The sequence below is a fragment of the Paenibacillus caseinilyticus genome (genome assembly GCF_027533645.1).
Taxonomy (GTDB): Bacteria; Bacillota; Bacilli; order Paenibacillales; family NBRC-103111; genus Paenibacillus_G; species Paenibacillus_G caseinilyticus.
This window is the reverse complement of sequence record NZ_JAQAGY010000011.1, coordinates 26,012-51,192: the sequence shown is the minus strand read 5'-3', so window position 1 is coordinate 51,192 and position 25,181 is coordinate 26,012. Positions and strand designations below refer to the sequence as shown.

The 25,181-nt window shown below is 58.0% G+C and carries 8 protein-coding genes; 6 read left to right on the top strand and 2 right to left on the bottom strand.

Annotated features, from left to right (window positions below; translation table 11 throughout):
* Position 1 precedes the first annotated feature (1 nt).
* The 5 genes from O9H32_RS17585 to O9H32_RS17565 all read left to right on the top strand — a co-directional run bounded on the left by O9H32_RS17585 (position 2) and on the right by O9H32_RS17565 (position 7,622).
* Positions 2 to 1,576, top strand: a complete 1,575-nt coding sequence (locus tag O9H32_RS17585; RefSeq protein WP_269867432.1) for a response regulator — start codon at positions 2 to 4, stop codon at positions 1,574 to 1,576.
* Positions 1,577 to 1,674: 98 nt separating this feature from the next.
* Entirely contained in the window at positions 1,675 to 3,324 is a 1,650-nt protein-coding gene (locus O9H32_RS17580; protein WP_269867431.1) for an ABC transporter substrate-binding protein, read from the top strand.
* A 105-nt stretch (positions 3,325 to 3,429) separates the two neighbouring features.
* On the top strand, positions 3,430 to 4,401 hold the full coding sequence (locus tag O9H32_RS17575) for an ABC transporter permease (protein ID WP_269867430.1): 972 nt from the start codon (positions 3,430 to 3,432) through the stop codon (positions 4,399 to 4,401).
* 13 nt (positions 4,402 to 4,414) lie between these two features.
* Entirely contained in the window at positions 4,415 to 5,317 is a 903-nt protein-coding gene (locus tag O9H32_RS17570) for a carbohydrate ABC transporter permease (protein ID WP_269867429.1), read from the top strand.
* A gap of 67 nt (positions 5,318 to 5,384) precedes the next feature.
* A complete protein-coding gene (locus O9H32_RS17565; protein ID WP_269867428.1) occupies positions 5,385 to 7,622 on the top strand; it encodes an endo-1,4-beta-xylanase in 2,238 nt (745 codons plus the stop codon).
* Between the two features lie 228 nt (positions 7,623 to 7,850).
* On the opposite strand, the gene O9H32_RS17560 is transcribed toward O9H32_RS17565, so the two are convergent.
* Both O9H32_RS17560 and O9H32_RS17555 read right to left on the bottom strand, forming a co-directional pair.
* Positions 7,851 to 8,285: a MarR family winged helix-turn-helix transcriptional regulator gene (locus tag O9H32_RS17560; RefSeq protein WP_269867427.1), complete on the bottom strand. Its 435-nt coding sequence runs from the start codon at positions 8,283 to 8,285 to the stop codon at positions 7,851 to 7,853.
* A 6-nt stretch (positions 8,286 to 8,291) separates the two neighbouring features.
* A complete protein-coding gene (locus tag O9H32_RS17555; RefSeq protein WP_269867426.1) occupies positions 8,292 to 9,248 on the bottom strand; it encodes a quinone oxidoreductase family protein in 957 nt (318 codons plus the stop codon).
* A 375-nt stretch (positions 9,249 to 9,623) separates the two neighbouring features.
* Between O9H32_RS17555 and O9H32_RS17550 the strand changes: the two genes are divergently transcribed.
* Positions 9,624 to 25,181, top strand: coding sequence for a non-ribosomal peptide synthetase (locus O9H32_RS17550; RefSeq protein WP_269867425.1), 15,558 nt, complete (start codon positions 9,624 to 9,626; stop codon positions 25,179 to 25,181).

Sequence of the window (25,181 nt, the reverse complement as noted above, 5' to 3'; positions counted from 1 at the left end):
CATGTACAAGGTGCTGCTGGTGGACGATGAACCATACGCCATCGAGGGACTTCGGATGCTGGTGGATTGGAAGACCTATGGCTTTCATATTGACGCCGCCTACGGCAATGGGGGGGAGGCCCTTCGCCATATCCTTAGGGATCCGCCCGATCTGGTTGTTACCGACATCTGCATGCCGGTGATGAACGGGGTGGAGCTTATGGAAGAAACACGCCGGGAGGGCATAGATTCCGCCCTGTTCGTGATCATGAGCGGGCACAGCGATTTCGATTATGCGAGACGGGCCATGCGTCTGGGCGTTTCGCATTATTTGACGAAGCCGCTCATCCCCTCGGAAGTGGAAGAGGTTCTGGCGCAGCTAGGTGCGGAGCTTCGCGAACGGGAGAGGCAGAGGCTCGTCAGAGACCAGGCGAAAGGGTATGCGGTCAGCCGCTCGCTATCGGTGCTGCTCTTCGGGAGCGAGCCGGCGGGGCGGCGGGAAGCGGAACGGACGCTCGCGAAGCTTGCGGACCGGGCGTCCGAGTGGACTTATCTGCATGTCGAGACGGAGGAAGAAAGCTCGGGCAGCGCCCGGGAAGCCGCGCAGCGCCTTGCGGAGAGCACGGCCTGCTGCTGCTTGGTCGACTCGGGCAGGGGCACATTCGGGCTCGTCTACGGTTCGCGTGAACCCGGCAGTTACCGGGATTTCGCAGAGCGTCTGCATGAGACTGTGCAGTGCACATCATCCGGCGGCAGGGCAGGGGTGGCCGCAGGCTGCAGCGTAGGCTATCTCAACGACCTGCCGGCCTCTTACAGCAGCGCGCTTGAGGCCGCTCGGTTTTTGTATTACAGCCCTGCCGGTATCGCTCATTATGCTGATATTCAGGGCAGGACGCTCTCTTCCGACCCGGAGGCCCTGAAAGCAGCGGATATCATCATGGATGCAGTGGAGGGGGGGCACCCGGAAACCATTGCCGCTGCGGTCAACAATGCTTTCTGTACGTTCCAAGAGCAGATGATCCTGCCCGAGCTCGTAGGCATGGTTGCCACGCAGGTGGTGCTTCGCTGCGCCATGTTCTATAAGGAGCTCGGCGGCGATGCCGATGAACTTCTTCATTCATCGGGCTTGGGGGCTTCGATGCGGTATGGCAGTCACATAGAGGAGTCCATCCGTATGCTGACCCAGTTGTGCCTGAATTGCCAATCAGCCGCATCCACGCTGTGGGGGAGGCAGACGGGGAGCACACAGGCCCAGGTAGCCGACTTCCTGAGACGCCATTACAGGGAGACGTTCACAATCAAAGAACTCGCAGACCGCTTCTATATCAACCCTGTCTACTTGGGCCAGTCGTTCTCCCGAAAGTACGGCGTGGGCATTTTGGATTATATTCATAACCTTCGCATCGAAGAAGCCCAGCGGCTGCTCAGAGAGACGAATGTGGCCTCGTATGTGATCGCCGAATCCCTTGGCTACTGCGGCTATCAGCATTTTCTGAAGCAGTTCGAGAAACGGCTTGGGATGAAGCCCGCCCCTTACAGGCTTTTGTTTCGCAGAGAGGAACAGCTTCCTGCGGAGCCCTCCCCGCAGCATCTATAGTTAAGGGGGCATAGTGCTTTAATCTATTTATTTTGTAAACGAATACATTCCAACATAATAAATGAGAAGCCAACACAATCCCGAAGGAGGAGAAAGGCATGGGGGGAGCAAGAAACAAAGGCGGCCGGATATCGCTTGTTCTGGCACTAAGTCTGGGGCTTACCGGCTGTTCGGACAGCGGCAGCGACGGCATCGCAGCAACAGAGGGAACGAATGCGCTTAGCCTATCCGCTTTCATCAATACGCCGAATCAGGCACCGACGGCGGACAACCGGATCTACAAAAAAATCGAGCAGGAGCTCGGCGTCAAGCTGAACATGGAATTCATCGTCGGTGACCTGCAGCAAAAGCTCGGCGTCATGATCGCGGGGGGCGACTACCCGGATCTCATTTCGGCTGATCCCAAGCTCGTATCGGCGGGTGCGGTCATTCCGCTGGAAGAGCTGATCGACCAGCATGCGCCCAATCTCAAAAAACACTTTGCCAAGGTTTGGAACAAAATGAAGGACTCCAAAGACGGGCATATCTATTGGCTGCCGAACTACGGAGTGATTACCGGGGAGTATCGTGCGAATTCTTATTCCGGCCCGGCGTTCTGGATTCAGAAAGATATTCTGAAGGAAGCGGGCTACCCCACACCGAAGACTCTGGACGACTACACGAAGCTGATCCGGGATTATGCGAAGAAGCATCCGGCCATCGACGGCCAGCCGACGATCGGCTTCACCACCCTCGCTTACGACTGGAGAACCTTTCCGCTGCTGAATGCGCCCGAGCATCTGACCGGCCATCCGAACGACGGCGGAGTGGTCGTGGATAATGCCAAAGCCTCTGTGTTCGCCGACAAGGATATCGCCAAGCGGTATTACAAGGAACTCAATGGCCTGTATAACGACGGTCTGCTGGATAAGGAAGCCTTCGTCCAGAACTACGATCAGTATCTGGCGAAGCTGTCATCCGGACGCGTGCTTGGCATGTTCGACCAGCATTGGAACTTCCAGCCGGCGGAAGATACGCTGGTCTCGCAGAATAAGATCGGCAAAACCTATGTCGGGTTCCCGCTGGTCTATGACACAAGCACCAAGGATTACTATCTCGAGCGCCCCGCGCCTAACTTGAACAACGGCTTTGGCATCAGCAAGGACGCCAAAGACCCTGTACGCATCATCAAATTCCTCGACGCGCTGATGGATGAGAAATACCAGAAGCTGCTATCCTGGGGGGAAGAGGGCGTCGACTACATGGTAGGCAAGGACGGGAAATTCTACCGTACGCCGGAGCAGCGCAAGCAGCAGGAGGACCCGGCCTGGAAGCTTGCCAACCGTGCCGACGGGTTCTTCGGAGCCGCACCGAAGATGGAAGGCACCTTCAGCGACGGGAATGCGACAAGTGCGGGCAGCCAGCCGGAGGAATTCTACCAATCCTTGAAGCCGGAGGATAAGGAGCTGCTCGATGCTTACGGGCACAAGACCTGGACGGACTTCTTCTCCCCGCCGCCTGAGAATGCGGTCTATTACCCGGCATGGCAGATCGATCTGATCGACGGCTCCGATGCCTCGGTCGCCAATAAGCAGATGACCGATGCTTCGCTCAAATATTTGCCGAAGGCGATTATGTCCAAATCGGACCAATTCGACTCCGTATGGACCGAGTATGTCAATGCCTACAAGAAAATCAACGTGAAGGCTTACGAGGACCGCATCAACGAGCAGATTCAGTGGAGGATCAAAAACTGGTCTTCCAAGTAAACGGACGGCATCGATAGAACGGTGGAGAGCACTGGCACCCCTTCCCGTGCTTTCCGCCGCTTACGTCGGAAGCTCCAGCCGCTAGAGAGACAGGAGGAGAGAACGATGGCGGGCATTCAAGAGATCGTGCCATCCAAGAAATCCGCAGCGGGCGCCGCCTCCCGGAGAGCGTCCCTGCTTTATCGTATGCGCGGGCAGAAGCAGCTGATGTGGATGTCGCTGCCCATCGTGGCTTATGTCATCGTATTCGCTTATTACCCCATATGGGGATGGACCATGGCCTTTCAGAACTACAGCCCCGCGAAGTCCTTCTCGGAGCAGCAATGGGTAGGCTTCAAGCATTTTGCCTTTCTGTTCAGCGACGCGACGTTCCTGAATGTGCTGCGCAATACGGTCGCCATGAGCCTGATCAACATGGTTCTCGGCTTCGTTACGTCGATCGTGTTCGCGATCCTGCTCAACGAGATCAAACACAAACTGTACAAGCGCACGATTCAGACCATATCGTACCTGCCGCACTTCCTGTCCTGGATTATTGTCACGGGCATTGTGGCCAACTCACTGTCCGTGGACGGCGGCATTGTCAATGTACTGCTCATGAAGCTCGGATGGATCGACGGACCGGTCATGTGGCTCAGCGAGCCCAGCTACTTCTGGGGCATCGTAGGGGCTTCCCATGTATGGAAGGAGGTCGGCTGGAACGCGATCATCTACCTGGCCGCCATTACTTCGATCGATCCGGCACAGTATGAAGCGGCGGAGATCGACGGGGCGAACCGGTACCAGAAGATGCTGTATGTGACGCTGCCGGGCATCAAGTCGATCGTTGTCATTCTGCTCATTATGAATATGGGCTGGATCCTCGAAGCGGGCTTCGAGGTGCAGTACCTCTTAGGCAACGGCGTCGTTGTGGATTGGGCGCAGACGATCGATATCTTCGTGCTGAAGTACGGCCTGCAGGTCGGCAACTATTCGCTGGCTACCGCTGCAGGCATATTCAAGACGGTGGTCAGTATTTCTCTCATCTTTGCCGCGAATACGATCGCCAAGCGGCTCGGCGAAGACAGACTGATATGAGGAGGACAAGCCGATGAGAACCCGCTCGATCCGCATGGAACCACTATTCTTTCATACGTTCAACGCGGTGGTCATGATCCTGATGGCGGTCGTTACGCTGTATCCGTTTTTGAATACGCTCGCGATTTCATTCAACGCCGGCAATGATACGATCCGCGGGGGAATCTATCTATGGCCCCGCATCTGGACGGCTCAGAACTATGAGGCGGTCTTCGCAGGCGGCAATATTTTTCACGCCTTCTGGATATCCGTCGCCCGTACGTTGATCGCCACGGTATTGAGCCTGTTCCTGACTTCCATGATTGCCTATACGATCAGCCGCAAGGAATATGTATTCCGCAAGCCGGTTACGATCATCATCGTGCTCACGATGTATTTCAATGCCGGACTGATTCCCTATTACTTCCTGATCAAAGACCTGCATCTGCTCAATCACTTTATGGTCTACATCATTCCAGGCCTGATCAGCGCATTCAATATGATCGTCATCCGGACATATATCCAGACGCTGCCGGAAGGCCTGGTGGAATCCGCTAAGATGGATGGGGCGGGGGACTTCCGCACGTTCCTGTCGATCATTCTGCCGCTCTGCCAGCCGGTGCTTGCGACCGTGGCATTGTTCGTGGCTGTCGGACAGTGGAACTCGTGGTTCGATACGTTCCTCTTCGCCTCCTCCAAGCAGAATCTGAGCACGCTGCAGTATGAGCTTATGAAGCTGCTGTCTTCTTCCATGATCTCGAATAGCAGTGCGGCGGTTGCTAACGGGGCGGACCCCGGTGCCGCGCGTAATATGGTGACCCCCATGTCCATCCGGGCATCGATCACGATCGTGGCTTCCCTGCCGATCCTCGTCGTCTATCCGTTCCTGCAAAAATACTTCGTACACGGGATGCAGATGGGCAGTGTGAAGGAATAACAGCCATAATGGGCTGGACGTTTGATTAAATATGATTCTAGGAAGGTGTGTGATTTATTCTATGAAAATGAGACTCATCCATAAACGATCCATTGCTCTGATGCTGTCTGCCGTTCTTCTCGGTACGACCGTCTTGTCTCTTGCGGCAATGCCGAAGCGGGCGCAGGCAGAGCCGGACTCCCAGGGCTCGAACGGCCCGCAGGCCGCGATCCAGGAGGATATTCCATCGCTGAAGGATGTATTCAGGGATGACTTCAAGCTCGGCTCCGCCTTTCTCGTATCGGAGATCGCCGACCCAAACGGGCCGGACGCCAAGCTGCTCAAGAAGCATTTTAACAGCTTGACGGCAGGCAATGAGCTGAAGTGGGACGCCACCGAGCCCCGGGACGGAACGTTTGATTTTACGCGTGCGGACCAAGCCTTCCGGTTCGCTGTCGACAACGGGATAGCCTTCCGGGGACACACGCTGGTGTGGCACAGCCAGACACCGGATTGGGTGTTTCGCGGGGCGGACGGGAACCTGGCCAGCAAGGAAGTTCTCTTGCAGCGGATGAAACGGCACATCGATACGGTAGTCGGGCGGTACAAGGGCCGTATATATGCCTGGGACGTAGTGAACGAAGTCATCGATCCTTCGCAGCCGCAGGGTCTGCGCAGCAGCTTATGGTACCAGATCGCCGGCGAGGAGTACATCGAGAAGGCGTTCCAATATGCCCATGCCGCCGACCCGTCCGCCAAGCTGTTCATCAACGACTACAATACGCATGATCCGGTGAAGCGGCAGTATCTGCACGATTTGATCAAGCGGCTGAAGGAGAAAGGGGTTCCCGTGGACGGCGTGGGCCACCAGATGCACAACAGCATTCAGAATCCTTCCCCGCAGCAGATTGACGCAACGCTCGACGCCTTCAAGGATCTCGGCATCGAGCAGCAGATTACCGAGCTTGACATGAGCAGCTATACGAACGATACGGATTCCTGGGAGACGTTCCCGGTGGATCTGCAGATCAGGCAGGCCTACCAATACAAAGACACCTTCGACGTGTTCAAGAAGCATAAAGACCAATTGACCGCCGTAATCTTCTGGGGCAAAGATGACGGAAATACATGGCTTACAACGTTCCCGACCGTGCGCAAGAACTGGCCGCTGCTCTTCGACGAGAACCTGCAGGCAAAATATGCTTATTGGGCTCTCGTCGACCCGGTCAAGGTGCCGGTAGAGATCGGGCATGCCTCAGCCTCCAGCTCCTCCGGCTTAATAAAAATTGACGGCAGGCTGGAGGATGCTTGGGTGCGCGGAACCTCCGTACCTATACGAAAGAACGGCGAGACCAAAGCTGCTTTTAGATCGCTGTGGGACCAGCGGCATCTGTATGTGACCATCGATGTATTCGATACAACGGAGAACGGCAATGATGCGGTAGAGGTGTTCATCGACGGCAATAATGGCAAAACGACTGCCTACGAAGGGGACGACAAGAAGTACACGTTCCGGCGCAGCGGGGCCCATCCGCACAAGCAGGCGGATTATAAGACGATCAAGACCAAGGAAGGGTATCGCATCGAAGCCGCGATCCCCGTAGAGAAAGCCGTGCTGGGCCAAGAGCTCGGGTTCGATATACGGGTTACCGATCGTTCCGGTAAGGACGTGAAGAGGAGTTCGTGGAACGATACCACCGGATCGCAGGATACAGACACCTCCAAGTTCGGGGTCCTGAAGCTGGACGAAGGGCCCCGCTACGTATCGGCTAAGCAGGGAACGCCGGTTATTGACGGAACGATCGATGCGGCCTGGAATGGGGCGGACACCGCCCAGACCGATCGCTATGTCATCGGTTCGGCGGGATCGACGGCCAAGGTACGGACCCTATGGGACAAGGACCGCTTATATGTTTTGGCCGAGGTGAAGGATACGCTGCTGTCCAAACAAAGCCGTAATGCCTACGAGCAGGATTCCATTGAGATTTTCGTAGACTCGAACAATGCCAAGACGGACTTCTTTGAACCGGATGACGGGCAATACCGGATCAACTTCGACAATGAACGTTCCGTCAACCCAGCTTCGCTGAGCGGAAGCCTGGTCTCCGCGGCCAAACGGACAGAAGACGGCTATGTCGTCGAGGCTTCCATCGCATGGACCGGAGCGCCGCCGAAAGCAAACGCGCTCATCGGCTTCGATATCCAAGTCAACAATGATGAAGACGGAGATGGGGACCGCGACAGCGTCTCGATCTGGAACGATACCTCCGGCCAGTCCTACCAGAATACATCCGGTTACGGGCTGCTCAAGCTTGGCGAGCGGTAGGAGAGCGAGATCAACGGCTTCGCCGTTCTTTAAGGACGATGCGCGATTATAAGAAATACAAGAAGACAGGATCAAGCTCTGTGAGATATAAATTCTAGTCTTTCAAAAAAACGGGTAACGGGCAGATCAGTCCGTTGCCCGTTTTTTTGGGGACAGGGAACCAGGCACAGAGGGGAGGCGTTCGGCGCGGCCCATTTCCAACCGTCCGGGCTGTCACCAACAACTGTACTAGTCGAACTTTTGCATCGTTTCGAATAAACGTCTTAAGTTATGCAATAAGCCGTTTTTTTCCTCCAGGGTCCAATCGGCCAATGCTTCTTGCATCATGCGTTCACGAGTGAGATTAATCATTTCATTGATGCTCTCCCCGTAGTTAGTCAATTCAGACATACGAATGCGGGAGTCTGAACTTGATGGATAAGTATGAACGAGCCCGGCGGTCTCCAGCTTATCGATTTGCCGGCTTACGCTCGAATAGTTCTTCCCCATCATGGCAGCCAAATCACCAACACCCGTCGGCTGGAGATGGCCGATGCCAACTAAGACGCGAAAGGCTGCCGCCTCCAAATTAACGCCAGCATTGGCAATCATTTTCCTATCACGGTCTGGACGATTGATAAGAGAAACCAGATCGATCAGCGCTTTAAAAATCTCATTTTCCATTTGCTTTTATCTCACCTTTACAACGGGACGAGGCGTCAGTGAGGCATGCCAAGCCTCTTCGAGTTCATCTAGCGCATACTCTTTTATCTCCATCTTCAGCTTTCCCTCAGCGGCCATTTCAAAAACCCCTTTAACAGCGGTCAGCATATCAGCTTTAGAAACGCTCTTACCTCCGCTGCCTACGAGTTCGATTGTTGATGAGCGAAGAATAGATGAAGGTAAAGGAATGCTTTCTTGGCCGGATGAAGTCCCGATGCTTACAAAACGAGTTGCGCGATTCGTATTCGTATTAGCAATAGCTGTCATGATGGCGAATGCGCTATCGCCCCAAAGATAATCCAATATTACATCAACGCCATCGGCAACAACGGGCATTAGGGCGTTTTCAAACCTTTTTTGCCCGTTGTCGGCGGTCATATCGAATGCAATAGCCTCATCGGCTTCCAGTGTTCCCAGCTTCGATTCATTGCGTCCCGTTACAATGATTTTCTTGGCCCCCAGGCTCTTAGCAATCTGAACGGCTAAACTACCGGATGCACCAGTAGCTCCATTAATCAAGACGGTTTGGCCCGACTTGAAGCCGGCTCTAAATAACAATGCAGCCCAGGAGGACATAGCCGGGTTGGCGATAGCGGCAGCAGTGAAATCATCAATACCATCTGGCAAACGGACCGTCAGCTTCTCGCCCACAATGGTTTGCTCAGCCAAACTGCCATAGGGTGCTGCAGGCATCACAAAGTAAACGCGAGTCCCATCTTCCAAAGTTCCAACTCCGTCCATACCGGCTACAAGCGGAAAGTTACCATCAGATGAGTAGTGCATACCCATGGAATGGAACTTGCTAACCCTACTCAAGGCTGCTGCCGAAACGTTAATTAACACTTCTCCATCTGTCGCAACGGGGGAATCAAAATGGCCTATTACGGGAATTGCCCCTTTTTCCTTTACGATGGCTGCCCTCATTGTTATTTGCCCTTCTTTCGCTTCAGATTATGTGCATATTGCACATAAAATAAGTATAACACAAATTGTGTGCAATATGCACATTTTTTTTGTAAAGCCATGTCCGAATCGTTCTTAAGAAAACAGCAAGAAGAGGGACCCTCAATAATTATTGATAAGACAAACATAATTTCCTAATTTGTACACCTTGAAAAGAAAAGGAAACAAAAATACCATAAAATAGTATACATATACACCCCTAACCATCTATTGAAAATAACGGAGAGTAATGACGAAGGCTGGCGGCTCGAGCAGTTCGAAGCGGCCGCAGACCATAAGAGCGGCTTCGACATCTGAGCAAAATCTAAAACATAAACAAGGGAGTGCACGCTTCAAATGACCCGTTTGAAACGAAAAACGCTTTTTCCCCTAACCCATCCGCAGAGCCGAATCTGGTATACGGAAAATAAATACCCACAGTCGAATGTAAATGTGATTGTGATCAGCAGCGAGACCGAGCAGGCCGTCCGGTTCGATGTTCTGGAGCAGGCCATCCGTAAGTTTATCGATAGTCAGGATAGCCTGCGCATCCGGCTGACCCGGGCGGACGGTGATATCAGGCAGTATATGGACGAAGAGGCGGATCTGCAGCCGGTGGAACGAGTGAAGCTCGACCGGCCGGCCGGCGCCGCAGATCCGCTGGATGCTCTCGCATCCCGTAAGGAAGCGTTCCAGCTGGACCTGTTCGACTGCCCATTGTTCAAAATTTACTTTTATGAAATCGGAGAGCGAAGGGGGTTTATCGCGAAATTTCATCACATCATTGCGGACGGCTGGTCGGCCACTTTATTTCTTGACTACGTCTGGAATGACTATCTTCGCACGGCCGGGCAGCCGGCCGGTGAAGATCAGCTCCCTCATGTACCTCAAGCACTTCAAGTACCTGCCCCCCAAGGGTCTTACCTGCGGTATATGGAGAGCGAACGAAGATATATGGACTCCAGCCGGCGGGCAAAGAACAGCAGCTTCTGGCTGAACACCTTCACGCCGCTGCCGGAGAAGCTCCCCGCTCCGAGCGATTCCACCGCTGCGAGAAGAAGTTACTTTCTCCTTTCGGATGAGCAGGATGCGGGCATACGGAAATTCATTCAGGACAGCGATATTTCGATTCCTTCCTTTTTCATGACGGTGCTCTATATGTACCTCAGCCAAGTGCAGCAGTGCACCGATCTTGTCTTGGGTACGCCCGTATTCAATCGTTCCAGCAGGGAAGAGCGGGCTATGTTCGGGATGTGTACGAGCACGATGCCTGTCCGACTCAAGAGCGATGCCGACGTGCCGCTCCGCGGGCTGTTCAGCTCCGTTCACAAAGAACTGGGGCGCTGCTATATTCACCAGAAATACCCCTACGATCTCCTGATTCCTTCGCTGAAGAAACAACATCCCGAACTGAATCAATTGTTCGAATACGGCCTCAATTTCCTGAACTACCGCTTCATTCCGGAGCTGAACGGAATCCCTATCGTGACCAACTGGCATCATACCGGAGAGCAAACCGAATCCCTGACATTACTGATAGGGGAGCGGCATGAGCGGAAGCTCATGGTCATGTACGACTACAAAACAGAGATGTTCACCGAACAAGACATTGTCCTGATGAATGAGCGCATTCAATTCCTTATCGATCAGCTGCTTAAGAACGGAGAGCTTCGGCTGAAGGATATCGACATCATGCACAAGGAAGAAAGAAAGCGGATTCTTTACGAATTCAATGAAACTTCCACGCCGTATCCTTCGGACCAGACGGTGGTTTCTTTGTTCGAGCAGCAGGTGGAGAGATCGCCGGATGCGACGGCTGCCATAGATCCGGATGGAAAGCTTACGTACCGTGAGCTCAATGCGAGGGCGAACCGGCTGGCCTGGAGGCTCAGAGCCGAAGGCGTGCGGGCCGGCAGCGTGGTTGCGCTCATGGCTCACCGCTCGCTGGATATGCTGGCCGGCATCTATGGCATCTTGAAGGCCGGCGCAGCCTACCTGCCGCTTGATCCGGGCTATCCGCAGGAGCGCCTCCGCTACATGCTGGAGGACAGCGGGGCCGGGCTGCTGCTCGGTTCAGCCGAGTCTCTGGCTGGCGTTCCTTTCAAAGGGATCGTTATGGACCTCAGCGCTGAAGCGAATGACGGCCTGCCGGAGGGGAATCCGGAGCAGGCCGGCAGCCCGGGAGATCTCGCTTATGTGATCTATACCTCGGGGTCCACGGGAAGGCCGAAGGGGGTCATGATCGAGCACCGGGCCGTGGTCAACCGCTTGGCCTGGATGCAGAACCGCTACCCGCTGGGCGCCCAAGACGTGATCCTGCAGAAGACGCCGCTTAGCTTCGACGTCTCCGTATGGGAGTTGTTCTGGTGGTCGCTCTACGGTGCGGGCGTGTGCCTACTGGAGCCCGGCGGGGAGAAAGACCCGGCCGTGCTTACACAGGCTATTGCCGCCCACGGAGTCACGGTGCTTCATTTTGTGCCTTCCATGCTGAATGCCTGGCTTGGGTATATGGAAACAGTGGGGAACCCGGCGGAACTTGCCGGCGTCCAGCGGGTATTTGCGAGCGGCGAAGCGCTTAACAAGCAGCAGGTGGACCGCTTTTACCGCATCGCCGGCGAACACGGGACGGCTTTGGTGAATTTATATGGTCCGACCGAGGCTACGGTGGATGTGACTTATTACGACTGCACACCGGGGCTGGAGCGGATTCCGATCGGACGGCCGATCGATAACACCCGGCTGTACATCGTAGATGAAGACCGGCAGCTGCGGCCGATCGGGGTTCCGGGAGAGCTCTGTATCGCTGGCGCGGGACTGGCGCGCGGCTACCTGGGCCGGCCGGAGCTGACCCGGGAGAAATTCGTGGAGAATCCCTTCGAACCCGGGGAGCGGATGTACCGGACGGGCGACCTGGCCAGATGGCTGCCGGACGGGAATGTGGAGTATATCGGCCGGATGGATCACCAGGTCAAAATCCGCGGCTACCGCATCGAGCTCGGCGAAGTGGAAGCGCAGCTGCTTCAAGCGGATGACGTCTCGGAAGCGGTGGTGATCGCAAGAGACGACAAGCTGGGCCAGAAGCAGCTCTGCGCGTATTACGTGGCTGCACGGGAGCTGGCTCCAAGTGAAATCCGGAGCCGCCTGTCGGCTGTACTGCCGGGGCACATGATCCCTGCCCATCTGATCCAGCTGCCCCGCATGCCGTTAACCGTCAACGGCAAGCTCGACCGCAAAGCACTGCCTGCACCAGGCGGACGCAGGCAGACCGGTGTGGAGTATCAGGCACCCCGGACGCCGGAGGAGCATTTGCTCGTGTCGGTATGGAAGACGGTCCTTGGAGCGGAGCGAATCGGCGTCAAGGACAGCTTCTTCGAGCTGGGCGGGGATTCGATCCAATCCCTCCAAATGATCTCCAAGCTGTATCCCGCCGGTTATAAGCTGGACATGAAGGATGTATTCCATTATCCGACGCTGGAGCAGATGAGCACCAGACTAACGCCGGTCACGCGTCTGGCGGATCAGGGGGAAATTACCGGCGGCGTCCGTCCGACGCCGGTGATCACAAGGTTCATGGAGCTGACGAAGGAGTCCCTTCATCACTATAACCAGAGCCTCTTCTTGTTCCGGCCGGAACGGTTCGAGGAAGCCGCACTGCGTCTAACCCTGCGTCAGATCGTTACGCATCATGATGCCCTGCGCATGATCATGAAGCAGGAGGAGCAGGGGAATACGCTGTGGATTCGGAGCGCCGAGGAAGGAGAGCTCTTCAACCTGGAGGTTATCGATTGCACTGGGGAAGCGTCTGCAGGGGATACCGCAAGGAGCATCATGGAAGCGAAGGCAGCCGAGCTGCAGAGCGGCTTCAACCTAAGCAGCGGGCCGCTGATGAAGCTGGCGCTGTTCCAATGCGGGGATGGCGACCATCTGCTCATCGTCATTCATCATTTGGCAGTCGATGGGTACTCCTGGAGGATTGTGCTCGAAGATCTCGCCAAAGGGTACGAACAGGCTCTTCTCGGCGAGGAACCGGTACTGCCGCTCAAAACCGATTCGTTCCAGGTCTGGTCGGACAAGCTTACGGCCTATGCGGACTCGGAGTCTCTGCTGGAGGAACTCTCCTATTGGCAGGAGGTGGACCGCACTCCGGTTAGAGCACTGCCCAAGGATATGCAGCAGGCGGCCCCTCGGGTTCAAGACAGCGAAGCTCTCACGGTGGAGTGGTCGGTGGAAGAAACCGAGCTGCTGCTCAAAGAAGCACAGCGGGCCTACAATACCGAAGTGAACGATCTGCTGTTAACGGCACTGGGCATCGCGGTCGGGGAATGGAGCGGGCACCGGGAAGTCATGGTCGATCTGGAGGGACACGGCCGGGAAGCCCATCTCCAGGATATCGATATCTCTAGAACGGTAGGCTGGTTTACGAGCATCTTCCCTGTCGTGCTCAGGAACGAAGCGGAGCTTCCTCTGTCGCAGCGGATCAAGAAGGTGAAAGAGCAGCTGCGGAGCGTGCCGGGCAAGGGCGTGGGGTATGGGCTTCTGAGGTATTTATCGGCAGGCAAAGAGCAGTGGGGATTATGCGCCAAACCGGAGATCAGCTTCAACTATCTGGGGCAGTTCGATCCGAATTTGCAGCATCCTGGGCTGAATCTCAGCCTATCGCCCTATGCCAGCGGCAGCCTGGTCGGCGGGAATGCCGAACGACCGTACGCCCTGGATATCCAGTGCGCGGTCACTTCAGGCCGGCTGTCGCTAACGATCAGCTACAGCTCCAAGCAGTACCGCAGCACGTCGATCGGGCGCTTGGCTGAACGGCTGCAGACGGCACTTCGCGAAGTGCTTAGCCACTGCATGGAGAGGGAGTACGCCGAACTCACACCGAGCGATTTGTTAATCCAGGATATAACGCTCGAAGAGGTAGAGGAACTGACGGAACAGTGCCGGCCTTACGGTGAGCTCGAGAATGTGTACCCGCTGACCCCGATGCAAAAAGGCATGCTGTTCCATTCCCTCCTCGGCGGCCAGCCCGGGGCCTATGTAGAACAAGTCAGCCTCCGGCTGCAGGGAAGCCTCGATATCAAGCTCCTCCGCAGAAGCTGGATTGCGGTAATAGAGCGGCACGATGTGCTGAGAACGAACTTCTACAGCAGCGGAAGGGAAGAGCCGGTGCAGGTGGTATTCCGCGCGCAGGAGATCCCCTTCCAGTACGAGGATATCCGCGGCATGAACGTGATCGAGCGGGCCGCGTATGCAGAGGATTGGATCGTCCGGGACCGGGCCAGAGGCTTCGAGCTCAGCAGGGATCCGCTGATGCGGATTGCCGTTCTGCGCCAGGAAGACGCGGCGTATCAAATGCTGTGGAGCCATCATCATATTCTTCTCGATGGCTGGTGTCTGCCGTTGATTTTCCGCGAGCTCTTCTCCCTCTATGCTTGTTATCTCAAGGGGAACGAGCCTGAACTCCCGCCAGCCGTGCCGTATCGCCGGTATCTCTCGTGGCTGGAGCAGAGGGATGCGGAAGCGGCGGAGAAATACTGGATGGCCTACCTCGAGGGATATGAAGGCTCGGCGTCCCTGCTGCCGAAGCGGGCTGCCGAAGAAGCGCAGCAGTCCGCTTACGATCCAAGAGTGTACAAAGCCGGGTTCGGCAGGGATTTGACGGAGCGGATGAACGTTACCGCCCAGCGGAGCGGCGTGACCTTGAATACCCTTTTGCAAACTGCGTGGGCCTTGCTGCTGCAAATGTATACCGGGAGGCAGGATGTGGTCTTCGGGAGCGTGGTCTCGGGAAGACCTCCGGAAATCCCGGGAATTGATGCGATGGTCGGTCTTTGTATCAATACGATCCCCGTCCGCATCATGTGCGGGATGGAGGAAAGCTTCTCCGAAGCCATGCGCAGAACGCAGGAGGGGGCTCTCGGTTCCGAGGCCTACCATGCTTATCCGCTGTACGAGATCCAGGCCAAGCTTCCGCAGAATGGAACGTTGATCGACCACATTCTTGTCTTCGAGAACTACCCGCTGGCCGAAGGACTCAGCCCCGTCAGCCCTGTGGGGGAACAGCTGGATACCCATCTGACATTTGGGGACATCACGGTGCGGGAGCAGACCCATTACGATCTGAACCTCATCGTGCTTCCGGGCGAAGAGCTGACCGTTCAATTTCAATTCAACGGCACGGTCTACGAGGAACGGGCTGTGCAGAGATGGGCCGGACACCTGCTCCACATCCTGGAGCAAGTGGTGAACGACCCGCACCGGGCAGTCGGCGAACTGGAGCTGATGACGCAGCAGGAGATCCTCCAGCAGCAGGAAGCCTTCAATAACACGGCTGTACCTTATCCGAAGGAGAAGACCGTTCATGCGCTGTTCCGGGAGCAGGCGGAGAAGACGCCGGATGCCCTTGCGGTGGTCTCGGACGGGGAAGCGGTGACCTACCGAGAGTTGGACGAACAGTCGAACCGGCTGGCGCGGTTCCTTCGGAGCAAGGGCGTCGGACGGGAAAGCATCGTTGCTCTGCGGATGCCCCGTTCCCTGCGTTACATTCAGTTTGTGCTGGGAGTGTTAAAGGCGGGGGGAGCGATTCTGCCCGTCGACCCGTCGACGCCCGCTGAGCGCATACGGCACATGCTGAGCGATAGCAGCCCTGCGCTCGTAATAACGGAGCTTCCACTGCCGGAAGCGATCCTTGGCGACGCAGTGGCAGTGACGGTAGAGGAAGCCGTCTCCCGTTCGAGGACGCTGCCGTCAACGGATCTGACCCCTGATGCCAGCTCAGGCTCAGGCGATGCCCTGTATGTGATCTATACGTCGGGATCAACGGGAACGCCCAAGGGAGTGCTGCTCGAGCACCGGACCCTGATCAATTTGCTGCAGTGGCAGCGGGACAGCCTCCCCATGGAGGCGGGGGCCTCGAAGGTGCTTCAGTTTGCTGCGATGGGCTTCGATGTCTGCTACCAGGAGATATTCACGGCGCTTCTTGGAGGGGCCGAGCTGCATCTGATTGGAGAAGACCAGAAGCGGCAGCCGGAGGCGTTCGTCCAATCGGTTGTAAGCAGCGGCATCGATATCGTATTCCTTCCTACCGCTTATCTCAAATTTTTGGCTTCAGAGAAGCGGTATCTGGAGGCGCTGTCCCCAGGGCGGGTGCGGCACATCGTTGTGGCCGGAGAGCAGCTTGTGCTTCATCCGAACCTGCGCGCTTACCTGTTGGAGCATGAAGTGACTCTGCATAATCATTACGGTCCTTCCGAAACCCATGTGGTGACCTCCCACAGGATGCAGGGCAAGGATCCGCTGCTCCCGAGCCTGCCGCCGATCGGCAAGCCCATAGCCAACACCAGCCTCTTCATTATCGGCCGGAACGGGCGCCTGCTGCCTGCAGGAGCGGCAGGGGAGCTGTGCATCGGCGGAGCCGGTCTCGCACGCGGGTACGTCAACCGTGCCGAGATGACGGCCGAGAAGTTTGTGAATCATCCGCTTCAGGCGGGTGAACGCGTGTACCGTACGGGCGATTTGGCACGCTGGCTGCCGGACGGCACGCTGGAATACTTAGGCCGTATGGACCATCAAGTGAAAATCCGGGGATACCGGGTTGAGCTTGGCGAGGTGGAATCCCGGCTGCTGGACATTGAGCCCGTCACCGAAGCGGTAGTTTTGGCTTTGGATGATGAGGATGGAGCGAAATACCTGTGCGCGTACGTTGTGGCGGAATCCGGGCTCACCCCGGGAGAAATCAGAAGCGCGCTGGCGGAGGAGCTGCCTGCCTATATGGTCCCTTCCTTCATCGTACAGCTGGGCAGCCTGCCGCTGACGGTCAACGGCAAGGTGGACCGCAGGGCGCTGCCTAAGCCGGACCATGTTCGCAGCGATGCGGTGTATGCAGCTCCGCGCAATGAGACCGAAGACCGGCTTGCGGACATTTGGAAGAGCGTATTGAAGCGCCAGGACATTGGAGTGAGGGACAATTTCTTTGAACTCGGAGGTCATTCCTTATCGGCGGCCAGCTTGACCGGACGCATCTACAAAGAATTGAACCTGGAGCTCCCGCTAAGAGAGGTATTCCGGTATCCGACCATTGAGGGCATGGCACAGGTAATCGATGCTGCGAGCCGAAGCGGATATACCCCGATCCCACTGGCGGAGGAGAGAGCGTACTACCCGGTATCCTCCGCCCAGAAGCGCATCTATCTGGTCAGTCAGCTGAATGGCGGCGGGCTGAGCTACAACATGCCGGGGGCGCTGCAGATCGACGGCACATTGGACCGCATCCAGGTCCAGGAGGCCCTCCAGCGGCTGATCGCCCGCCATGAATCGCTGCGGACCGGATTCGACATGTTGGACGGGGATGTCATCGCCCGGATCTATGAAGCGGTGCCCTTCTCCGTTGAACTCGTCCCGTTAATGGAGCAGGCGGAGACGGATCTTATTGCGGATTTCGTCCGGCCGTTCGATCTGTCGCAAGCACCGCTTCTGAGGGCCAGGCTGATCGAGAAGGGGCCGGAGCAGCATCTGCTGCTGTTCGATATGCATCATATCATCTCGGACGGCGTGTCGCTGAACCTTCTGGCCCGGGAGTTTATCCAGTACTATCAGGGGCAAGAACTGCCGCCCCTCTCCGTTCAATACAAAGACTATGCGGTCTGGCAGCAGGAGCTGTCCGCCCAGCCCGCGATGCAGCCGCACCGGCAGTACTGGATTGACCGCTTCCAGGACGGGGTTCCGGTCCTGGAGCTGCCGACGGACTACCCGCGTCCCCCTGCACAGAGCTTCGAAGGCGATATGGTGATCTTCCGGATCGACCAAGAGCTGCTGCAGGGGCTGCAGGAGCTGGCCCGGGAGACGGGAACCACGCTGTACATGACGCTGCTCGCAGCCTTCAACGTGCTGCTGTTCAAATATTCGGGGCAGCCGGATATCGTAGTAGGCAGCCCGATAGCCGGCCGCGAGCATCCCGATGTGGAACCGCTCATCGGCATGTTCGTTAACACCCTCGCGCTGCGCAGCTTTCCGGAAGGCGGCAAAGCTTTCCGTGCCTTCCTCTCGGAAGTGGGCGAGCGGGCGGTGGAAGCGTTCGACCATCAAGCCTATCCGTTCGAGGAGCTGGTGGAACAGGTGCAGGTGCACAGGGATTTGAGCCGCAGCCCGTTATTCGATGTGATGCTCGTGCTTCAGAATATGGAGCAGGACGAATTATCGGCTCCGGGACTCATTCTCAGCTCTTACGAGATCGATTCGCGGGCAGTCAAATTCGACCTGACCCTTACGCTGACGGAAGAGCACGGCGGGCTGCAGGGCCGTCTCGCGTATGCCAGCAGTCTGTTCAAGCGGGAAACGGCGGAGCGGATGGCCGCCCACTTCCTTGAGGTGCTGGGGTCTGTAGTGAAAGAGCCGGATCGGCTCCTGGGCGATATTCAGATCATGACGGCTCCGGAGCGGCATGACATTCTGGACGTATTCAACCGGACGGAGGCCGGGTACCCCCGTGAGCGAACGATCCATGCCTTGTTCGAAGAACAGGCGGCGCGGACACCGGATGCGGCGGCCGTAATCGATTCGGAAGGCCGGCAGCTGACCTATGCCGAGCTGAATGCCAGGGCGAATCAGGTGGCGAACAAGCTTCGCGGCTGCGGCGTTCAGGCGGATACGATCGTTGGGCTGCTGACGGAGCGCTCGCTCGACATGATGGTCGGGATCTTCGGTATTTTGAAGGCGGGAGGGGCCTACCTGCCGGTCGATCCGTCGTATCCGGCGGAGCGGATCCGCTACATGCTGGAGGACAGCGGGACGAAGGTGCTGCTTACCGGGCAATGGGCTGCTCAGGAAGCTTCCGCGTTCGATGGCACCATCCTTGATCTGCAGGGCGATGCTTTCAGCGATGAGCCTATGGACAATCTTGTGCCTGTCAGCGGACCGGACCATCTCGCCTATGTCATCTACACGTCCGGATCGACCGGACGGCCGAAGGGCGTCATGATCGAGCACCATTCGGTCATCAACCGGCTGCATTGGATGCAGAAGGCGTACGGGCTCGGCGAAGAGGATCTCGTGCTGCAAAAGACGCCGATCCCCTTCGATGTGTCGGTGTGGGAGCTATTCTGGTGGTCTTGGTACGGTGCCGGCCTGTGCCTCCTGCCGCCGGGAGGAGAGAAGGACCCGGCTGCCATCGCGGCGGTCATTGCACAGCAGCGGGTGACCACCATGCACTTCGTGCCGCCCATGCTGGGAGCGTTCCTCGATTATCTGGAAGCACACCCGGAAGAGGTGCCCGGCATGGCTTCCTTGAAGCAGGTGTTCGCCAGCGGCCAGGCGCTGCCGAAGCAGCTGGTGGACAGGTTCTACGCCTGCCTTGGCGAAGACGGCATCCGGCTTGTGAATTTGTACGGGCCCACCGAAGCGACGGTGGACGTCACTTCGTTCGACTGCACACCGGGGCTGGAACGCATCCCGATCGGCAAGCCGATTGACAATATCCGCCTGTATGTGGTGGATGAGAACCTGCAGCTGCTCCCCGTCGGCATCCCCGGCGAGCTGTGCATTGCCGGGGTCGGCCTCGCCAGGGGGTATCTGGGCCGTCCGGAGCTTACGGCGGAGAAGTTCGTGGACGATCCGTTCGCAGGGGAAGGGCGGATGTACCGGACCGGCGATACAGCCAGGTGGCTGCCGGACGGGAATGTGGAGTACCTCGGCCGGATGGACCACCAGGTCAAGATCCGGGGCAACCGGATCGAGCCGGGTGAGATTGAAGAAGCGCTCCTGCGCCATGAGCAGGTTCGGGAAGCGGCCGTAATCGACCGGACCGATGAAACCGGGATGAGCTATCTCGTTGCCTACGTAGCTGCCCAGGCCGAGATGGCGGGATATGAGCTTAGGGCTCATCTGGCCCGGAGTCTGCCGCAGTATATGATTCCTACCTATTTTGTCACGATGGAACGCCTGCCGCTGACGCCAAGCGGCAAGCTGGACCGGAGAGCTCTGCCGGTTCCCGATACGGCTGCGGCCAGGGCGGAAGCTTATGTGGCGCCTCAAAGCAGCACGGAGTGGAAGCTGGCGGAGATCTGGAGCGAGGTGCTCGGAGCGGAGCAAGTAGGGATTCAGGATAATTTCTTCCAGATGGGCGGGGACTCGATTAAGCTCATTCGCCTGTCCAACCGGATTCATCAGGTGTTCGGGACGGAGGCCCGTCTGAACGACTTGTATGCCCACCAGACCATCGCCGAGTTTGCCCGCTGCATGGAGGAGCCCGGAACCGGCAGCGGGCCAGATAAGATGGAGATGGAGATGGCGCGGGGGCTGGGGCTCATCGAGGCCCTCCAGGACCGGCTCCGGGATGAACCGGCGATGCAGCGGTATCTGCTGCAGGGAATCGAGGATTGCTATCCTCTGAGCAAAATCCAGCAGAGTATGGTCTATTACTCGAAGCTGAAGCCGGAGGAGCCGATCTATCACGACCAGTTCTTCTTCACCGCGCGGATTCACCGGCTGGATGCGGGATGGATCCGGCAGACGACCCTCGCGCTGATGGGCAGGCATGCCATCCTCCGGACCGTGTTCGACACCGCCCGGTTCTCCGAGCCGCTTCAGCTGGTGTACAGGCAGGCGGAGCCGGAGCTGTCGGTCGAGGACATCATGCAGTTGCCCGTAGAGGAGCAGCGGCAGTATATCGAAGAGCGGCGGCAAGCCGATCTGGCCGACAAGTACTTGACGGACGACCGGCTGCTGTGGAGACTTCGGGTGTTCCGAATTGGAGCGGAGGATGCGGTGATCCTGCTGTCCTTCCATCATGCGGCGCTTGACGGCTGGAGCGTGGCCGTGTTCCAGCAGGAGTTCATGGAGCTGTACAACCGGCTAGCCGATGCTCGGCAGGATGCCCTTCCGGAATCCTTCGAGCTGCCTCCGCTCCGCACTTCGTACAAGGAATATGTGGCGCTGAATGCTTATAAGCAAGCGGACGGGAAGACGGCGGAGTTCTGGAGAGCGTTCCTCGCGGAGAGCACGCGCGGCAAGCTGCCGTTCAATATCGCGCGCAAACCGCGCTCAAGCACGGCGCCAAGCGCCATGATCAATAAACCGGTGGAACCCGGGCTCGTACGCAAGCTGGAGGAGGGGGCCCGGGCTTACGGCTGCACCGTGAGAGACTTGTGTCTCGGCGCCCATCTCTACCTGCTGCGCATCATCACGACCGAGGAGGATATCGTGACCGGCGTCGTCTCCCATGATCGCCCGGCTGTGGACGACGGGGACCGCATACTCGGCTGCTTCCTGAATTCGCTCCCGATGCGGATGCGCATCGGCAAGCGCGAGGCCAAGCAGGGGCTGCTCCGCCAGGTGGCGGATACCCTCTACCGGATGAAGGCCCATGAATTGTTCCTTAGCGATATCGCACGGATGACCGGAGAACGTTCCGATCCGTCCCTTAACCCGATTTTTGACACCTTGTTCAACTATACGGACTTCCATGTGCTGAATTTCCGCACAGCCGGCGAAGGCATCCGCCCGGAGGAAGCGGCAGGGCTGGAGATGGAAAGCGCCGAGATGACCAACACGCTGCTGGATGTCGAAGTGCACCGGAGCAGCGAGCACATGAATGTGCAGATCAAGTATGCCCCGGGCTACTTCTATGACCAGGATATGGAGACGGTATTCACGCTCTATGTGCGGATTCTGGAGGAGCTGTGCGACGAGGCGAATCCGATGCTGGACAGCGGGGCATTGATCCTGACGGAGGAGAGGACCCGGCTCCTCCGCGAATGGAATTCTCCGGTGCACGAGCTTGCGGCGGCCTGCACGGAGGGCAAGACGCTGCACGGGCTGTTCGAGGAGCAGGCGGCCAGAACGCCGGACAATGCGGCGGTCCGCCATGGAGGCCGGACGCTGACCTATGCGCAGCTGGAGTCGGAGGCGAACCGGCTGGCGCGGCACTTGGCGCGGCAAGGCGTGCGCAGCGGGGATCATGTGGCCCTGGTGGCCGGGCGCGGAGCCGGCATGATCGCCGGGATGCTCGCCATCCTCAAGGCGGGGGCGGCTTACGTGCCTGTGGACCCGGAGTACCCGCCGGGCCGCAAGGCGTATATTCTGCAGAACGCGGAAGCCGCTGCGGTGCTGGCCGACCGCGCTTACCCGGATCTCGCGCATGAGCGGATCATCCTTATGCAGGATGACAGCCTGAGCGCAGAGAGTACCGAACCGCTGAAGCTTGTGAAGGACAGCGGGGAGCTGGCCTATATCATCTACACCTCCGGCTCCACCGGCACGCCGAAGGGCGTGATGATCGAGCACCGCAGCGCGGTCAATCTGGTCTCCTGGGTCAACCTGCGGTTCGCGGTCGGCGGGGAAGACCGCCTGCTGTTCATTACCTCGATGTGCTTCGACTTGTCCGTCTACGATATCTTCGGGATGCTGGCGGCCGGGGGAACCGTTGTGGTGGCGGAACGCGAGGAGGTCCTCGAGCCTGGCGCGCTGCTGAGGCTGATGGAAGCCGAGAAGGTCACGTTCTGGGATTCGGTGCCGACGACGATGAACCACTTCATTCATCATCTGGAAGAAGGCCCGGCGGCGGCTTCGCTTCCGGCGGGATTGCGTCTGGTCTTCCTGAGCGGAGACTGGATTCCGGTTACGCTGCCCGGGCGGATCCGGCAGCTGTTCCCGCAGGCGGAAGTGATCTCGCTGGGGGGAGCGACCGAGGGGACCGTGTGGTCGAACTATTATCCGGTTCTGGAGGTCAGTGCCGACCAGAGCAGCATTCCATACGGCAAGCCGATCGGGGGCAATGCCTTCTACATTCTGGACGACGACCGGGAGCCCGTGCCGTGGGGCGTAGTCGGCGAGCTGTATATCGGCGGCGTGGGCGTGGCCCGCGGCTACATGAACGACGAGGCCAAGACCGCAGCCGCCTTCCTGCCCGATCCGTTCCACCCGGGAGGGGGGCGGATGTACAAGACCGGGGACCTCGGGCGACTGCTGCCGGACGGGAACATGGAGTTCCTGGGCCGCAAGGACCATCAGGTGAAGATCCGCGGCTACCGGGTGGAGCTGGGCGAGATCGACAGCCGGCTGGCCCGGCACCCGGGGGTCCGCGAAGCGGTGGTGATCGACCGGCTGGACGGACGGGAGCAGCGGTACTTGTGCGCCTACATCGTCCCGTCGGGCGAGCTGACGGCAGCCGCGGTACGGGACGATCTCGCGGCGGAGCTGCCTTCCTACATGGTGCCGGGCGCCTATGTGTTCCTGGAGGGACTGCCGCTGAATGCGAACGGCAAGGTAGACCGCAAGGCGCTGCCGGAGCCGGGGGATCTCCAGGATAGCGGAACGAGCTACACTGCGCCGCAGACCCCCGCAGAGCGGAAGCTCGCTGAGATCTGGCAGGAGGTACTCGGCTTGAAGCGGGTCGGCGTCCATGAGGATTTCTTTGAGATCGGCGGAGATTCGCTGGGGGCAGCCTCGATGGCAGGCAGGATTCAAAAGGACATGGGAATTGCGCTTCCGCTGCGCGAAATCTTCCGGCTGCCGACCATTGAGCAGCTGTCCGTTCTGGTGGAGGGCTCGCAGCAGGCCGACTACGCGGGCATCCCCGTTCTGCCGAACCGGGAATATTACAGGGCATCCGCTGCGCAGGAATGGATGTATACCGTGAGCACGATGTCGGGCGAAGGGGATGTCTATAATATGCCGCACGTGCTGGAAGTCTCGGGCCAGCTCGATGAGGACCGGCTGCGCTCCACCTTCCTGAAGCTGATGGAGCATCATGAGACGCTGAGGACCGGATTCGAGATCCAGGAGGAGGAAGTGGTGCAGCGTATTTATCCGGAGGTGCCTTTCGAGATCGAGCGGCTCCCGTGGAAGCAGGACAAGCGGGAAATGCAGGAGATCATCTCCCGGTTTATCCGCTCGTTCGATCTCTCGAAACCGCCGCTGCTTCGCGTAGGGTTAGCCGATCAGCAGACCGGCAAGCATCTCCTGATCGTGGACATGCACCATATCATTTCGGACGGCGTGTCCATGCAGATCGTCATGCGGGACTTCCTGCGGCTGTACGCGGGAGAAGAGCTTGCGCCGCTGCCGGTCCAGTATAAGGACTATGCCGCCTGGCAGCGGGAGAGGATGCAGAGCGAGGCCTACCTGGCGCAGGAGGCGTACTGGCTGAAGTCGTTGTCCGGCGAGCTCCGGGCAGGGGAGCTTCCGATTGCTTACCCTAGGCCTGCGCAGCGAAGCTACGAGGGGGCGCGGCACGCTTTCGAGGTGGATTCCGCCGTAACCGAAGCGCTGCGGCAGCTGGCCGCAAGCAGCGGCAGTACGATGTTCATGACGCTCATGGCCGCTTATACTGTACTGCTCTCCCACTACAGCGGCTCTGAAGATATTGTCCTGGGGACCCACGTGGCCGGAAGAATATCAGGGGAGCTGGAGCCGATGATCGGGATGTTCGTTAACACCCTGGCCCTGCGGAATTATCCGCGCAAGGAGCTGACCTTCCGGGAATATGTCCATGAAGTAAGGGCGAATACGCTGGGCGCGTTCGAGAATCAGGAATACCCATTCGCCGAATTGGTAGAGAAGCTCGGGGTCCGCCGCGATCCGGGCCGCAATCCTTTGTTTGATCTCGTATTTGCTTTCGCCGAGATGGAGTCCGGGCATGCCGAGCTTGACGGCATCTCGGTGCGGCCTTATGCCATGGAGCACACTACGGCCAAGTTCGATCTGTCCTTAACGATGGAGCTTGAAGACGGCGGGCTCAGGGGAGCTTTTGAATACAGCACCGTCTTGTTCCCTATGAAATCGATCGAAGCTTTGACCCGAGATTATCTGGAGCTGTTAGCCGCCATCGCATCGAATCCGGACCGGCGCTTGGCAGACCTCCGTGTCACTAGTTTGCAGCAAAAGACCGTCTTGTCGCTGGAATCCATAGAACTTATCTTTTGA

Bases quoted from the DNA above. Each gene is read 5' to 3' on its own strand.
- O9H32_RS17575 (WP_269867430.1), top strand. From the start codon at position 3,430: ATGGCGGGCATTCAAGAGATCGTGCCATCCAAGAAATCCGCAGCGGGC.
- O9H32_RS17585 (WP_269867432.1), top strand. From the start codon at position 2: ATGTACAAGGTGCTGCTGGTGGACGATGAACCATACGCCATCGAGGGA.
- O9H32_RS17565 (WP_269867428.1), top strand. From the start codon at position 5,385: ATGAGACTCATCCATAAACGATCCATTGCTCTGATGCTGTCTGCCGTT.
- O9H32_RS17580 (WP_269867431.1), top strand. From the start codon at position 1,675: ATGGGGGGAGCAAGAAACAAAGGCGGCCGGATATCGCTTGTTCTGGCA.
- O9H32_RS17555 (WP_269867426.1), bottom strand. From the start codon at position 9,248: ATGAGGGCAGCCATCGTAAAGGAAAAAGGGGCAATTCCCGTAATAGGC.
- O9H32_RS17550 (WP_269867425.1), top strand. From the start codon at position 9,624: ATGACCCGTTTGAAACGAAAAACGCTTTTTCCCCTAACCCATCCGCAG.
- O9H32_RS17570 (WP_269867429.1), top strand. From the start codon at position 4,415: ATGAGAACCCGCTCGATCCGCATGGAACCACTATTCTTTCATACGTTC.
- O9H32_RS17560 (WP_269867427.1), bottom strand. From the start codon at position 8,285: ATGGAAAATGAGATTTTTAAAGCGCTGATCGATCTGGTTTCTCTTATC.